At 75.7% G+C, this 3,520-nt stretch carries 3 protein-coding genes; 1 reads left to right on the top strand and 2 read right to left on the bottom strand.

All coding sequences use genetic code 11. From position 1 onward, the window contains the following. Positions 1-113: 113 nt before the first annotated feature. Complete coding sequence (locus ACW0Q9_RS29805; RefSeq protein ID WP_456186987.1) at positions 114-1,439, top strand: MATE family efflux transporter; 1,326 nt, start codon at positions 114-116, stop codon at positions 1,437-1,439. 7 nt (positions 1,440-1,446) lie between these two features. Here the strand turns inward: ACW0Q9_RS29805 and ACW0Q9_RS29800 are convergent, their stop codons facing one another. Both ACW0Q9_RS29800 and ACW0Q9_RS29795 read right to left on the bottom strand, forming a co-directional pair. Further along, the gene (locus ACW0Q9_RS29800) at positions 1,447-2,454 is read right to left on the bottom strand and encodes a hypothetical protein (protein ID WP_456186985.1); all 1,008 of its coding nucleotides are present in this window, start codon (positions 2,452-2,454) and stop codon (positions 1,447-1,449) included. A gap of 107 nt (positions 2,455-2,561) precedes the next feature. Next, on the bottom strand, positions 2,562-3,520 hold a 959-nt coding region (locus tag ACW0Q9_RS29795), incomplete at its 5' end, for a hypothetical protein (RefSeq protein WP_456186983.1).

Here is a 3,520-nt window from a genome sequence, read left to right as displayed (position 1 = left end):
TTCTGGAGATCCACACCGCCGCCAACCTCATGATCAACGGAGGGGTGCGGCCGGGTCGGTAAGTGTCGGCCGGGGTTGTGTTCCTTACGGCGGGCGTGCCAGGATCGGCGGCGATGAGTCAGACAGTCGCGCCCGCCGCCCAGTCCGCCACGGCTCGGCGGATTGCCGCGCTCGCCCTGCCGGCGTTGGTGGTGCTCGCCGCCGAGCCGCTCTACGTGCTGGTCGACACCGCCGTGGTCGGGCACCTGGGCCGGGTCCCGCTCGCCGCGCTCGCCGTCGGCGGCACGGTGCTGACGCTGACCGCCTGGCTCGGCACCGTCGTCGCCTACGGCACCACGGGGCGGTCGGCCCGGCGGTTCGGCGCGGGGGACCGGGCCGCGGCGGTGGCCGAGGGTGTGCAGGCGTCCTGGCTCGCCCTGAGCGTCGGCGTGCTGGTGGCGCTCGCCATGCAGGTCGGGGGTGGGTGGTTGGCCCGTACCCTCGTCGGCGGCCCCGGCGAGGTGGCCGATGCCGCCGCGACCTGGCTGCGGATCGCCGCGCTCGGCGCGCCCGGCCTGCTGCTCGCGGCGGCCGGCAACGGCTGGCTTCGCGGCATCCAGGACACCCGCCGGCCGCTGCTCTTCGTGCTCGCGCCGAACCTGCTCTCCGCGCTGCTCTGCCCGCTGCTGGTCTATCCCGCCGGGCTCGGCCTACCCGGCTCGGCGGTGGCGAACGCGGTGGCGCAGACCATCTCCGGCGGCCTCTTCGCGGCGGCCCTGGTCCGCGAGCGGGTCCCGCTGCGCCCCCGGCCCCGGCTGATCGGCCAGCAGTTGACGCTCAGCCGCGACCTGCTCATCCGGGGCGTCGCCTTCCAGGCCAGCTTCCTGTCCGCGACCGCCGTGGCGGCCCGGTTCGGCGCCGCCGCCGTCGGCGCGCACCAGATCGCCGTACAACTCTGGTTCTTCACCGCCCTGGTGCTGGACGCCCTGGCGATCGCCGCGCAGTCGCTGATCGGCGCCGCGCTCGGCGCCGGCGACGCCGCCGCGGCGCGCGCCCTCGCCCGGCGGATCGCCCTGCTCGGCGGCCTCTGCGGCGTGGCGTTCGCGGTGCTCATCGCCGCCGGCGCCGGCCTGCTGCCGTCGTGGTTCAGCTCCGACACCGAGGTACGCGAGCAGGCCATGGTCGCCTGGCCCTGGTTCGTCGCGCTCCAGCCGATCGGCGGCGTGGTGTTCGCCCTGGACGGCGTGCTGATCGGCGCGGGGGACGTGCGCTACCTGCGCAACCTCACCATCGTGGCGGCGCTGGGCGGCTTCCTGCCGGCCATCTGGCTGGCCTACGGGCTCGACCTCGGGCTGGGCGGGATCTGGGCCGGGCTGACCCTGTTCGTGGTGCTCCGGCTGGTCGCCCTGCTGCTGCGGCTGCGCTCCGGCGGCTGGGCGGTGGTCGGCGCGGTCCGCTGACCCCGGCTCAGCAGGTGTCCGGGAGGTCCAGCGTCGCGGCGGGGTCGAAGACCGCGTCCGGGTCCGGGCCGTCCGGGCCGCCGAAGCCGCGGCTGCCCGGGCCGAGCAGGCCCTTGTCGAAGGCCGCGCAGTCGACGTTGGCGGCGTACGAGTTCGCGTCCTCGATCCACAGCCCGTTCGAGCCGCGCTCGACGTCGTCGGGATGCGGCATGCTCCAGACCACCGTGTCGTGCACGACGACCAGCCCGTCGCCCGGCACGGTGCTGCTGGTCCGGAAGGGGTACGCCCAGACGAAGTTGGTGGTCACCGCCAGGATGCGGATGCCGTCGGCGTCCTTGGTGGCCCGGTAGCTGATCCGGCCCTTCACCCTGGGCTGGTCGGCGGTGAGCCGGGCGCCGGGCGCCAGCCGGGTGGCGTACGCGGCGAAGGCGTCGGACGCGAAGCTCTCGCGCAGGTCGGCGCGGGCGTCCCGGGCGAACTGCCGGATCAGCGGCTCCGGGTCCTTCGTGGTCATGAACCGGCGGTCGAGCCGCGCGGTCACCAGGACCGTCCGGACCTTCGCCAGGGCGGTCGCCACCTGCTTCTCGGTGAACGGGCCGGTCCGCTTGGCGGCCGGCAGGGCGATACCCGCCTGCCCCTGCGCGAACCCGGCGGCGGGGGTGCCGTCGAAGGGGCCGGACACCCGGGGTGGTGCGGCGGACGTGGCGGCCGGTGCGCCGGTGGGCGGGCCGAACGTCGGGTACACCACCGGCCGCCCACCTGCGGACGGCATCGACACCAGGACGGCCCCGCCGACCACCCCGACGAAGGCGAGCAGCAGCAGCGCCGTCGCGCCGGTCATCAGCGAGCCGGAGTGCCGGCTCAGCCAGCCCCGCAGCCCGTCGTCGCGGCCCGGATCGCCCCCGACGGGCGGCGGCCGGCGCTGCCACTCGGCCGCCGTCGGCGGTCCCGGCCGGTGGCCGGGCGTGGGGGCGGGGTGGCGCGGTGGTGCGGATTCCGGCCGATCGTCGGTCATCGCGGCCTCCGGTCAGGAGTGGGCGAGATGTCAGTGAGTGTCCCACCTTGTCGCCCGGCGCGGAATCCCCCGCGAGGGCCGATCGCCGCCGTCCGCCGGTGCCGGTCTCAGCAGGTGTCGGGGACGTCGAGGGTGCGGTCGGGGTCGAAGACGGCGTCCGGGTCCGTGTCCGCCGGTCCGCCGTAGCTGGGGCTGCCCACGTCGAGCAGGCCCTTGTCGAACGCCGCACAGTCGATGTTGGAGCCGTACGAGGCCGCTTCCTCGATCCAGAGCCCGTTGGAGCCGCTCCGCACGTCGGCGGGATGCGGCACGCTCCAGACCACCGTGTCGTGCACCACGACCACCCCGTCGCCGGGCAGCCCCCCGCTGGTGCGGAAGGCGTACGCCCAGACGAAGTTGCTGGTCACCTCCAGGATGCGGATGCCCTGGTCGTCCTTCGCGGCCCGGTAGCTGACCCGGCCCTTCACCCGCGGCTGGTCCGTGGCGATGCGCGCGCCCGGCGCGAGCCGGGTGGCGTAGTTGGCGAAGGCGTCGGAGTTGAAGTCGTGGCGCAGGTCGGCCCGGGCGTCCGGGGCGAACTGCCGGAGCAGCCGGTCCGGGTCCTTCGAGGTCATGAACGTGCGGTCCAGCCGGCCGGTCACCAGCGCCTTGCGGACCTTGGCCAGGGCGTCGGCCACCTGCTTCTCCGTGAACGGCCCGGTCCGCTTCGCCGCGGGCAGGGTGATCCCGGCCGCCCCCTCGGGGAAGTCGGCCGCCGGCGTGCCGTCGAACGGGCCGGCCGCCGGCGGTGGTGACGCGGAGGTGACTGCCTGCTCGCCGACCGGCTGGCTGATCGTCGGGTACGCCGTCGCCGGCTCCGCCCACCGCTGGAAGGACCGGTAGCCGCCCGTGGCGACCAGGCCGAAGAAGGCGAGCAGCAGCAGGGCCGCGGCGCCGCCGAGCAGCCTGCCCGAGTGGTCGCCCAGCCAGATCCGCAACCGGTCGCCGCGACGCGGCTCGGGCGCGACGGCCGGCTGGCGGAGCCACTCGGGGACCGTTCCCAGCCCGTCCGCGGGCGGGTACGGCG

The organism is Micromonospora sp. I033, assembly GCF_053890995.1.
This window is presented reverse-complemented; position numbering and strand designations above follow the sequence as displayed.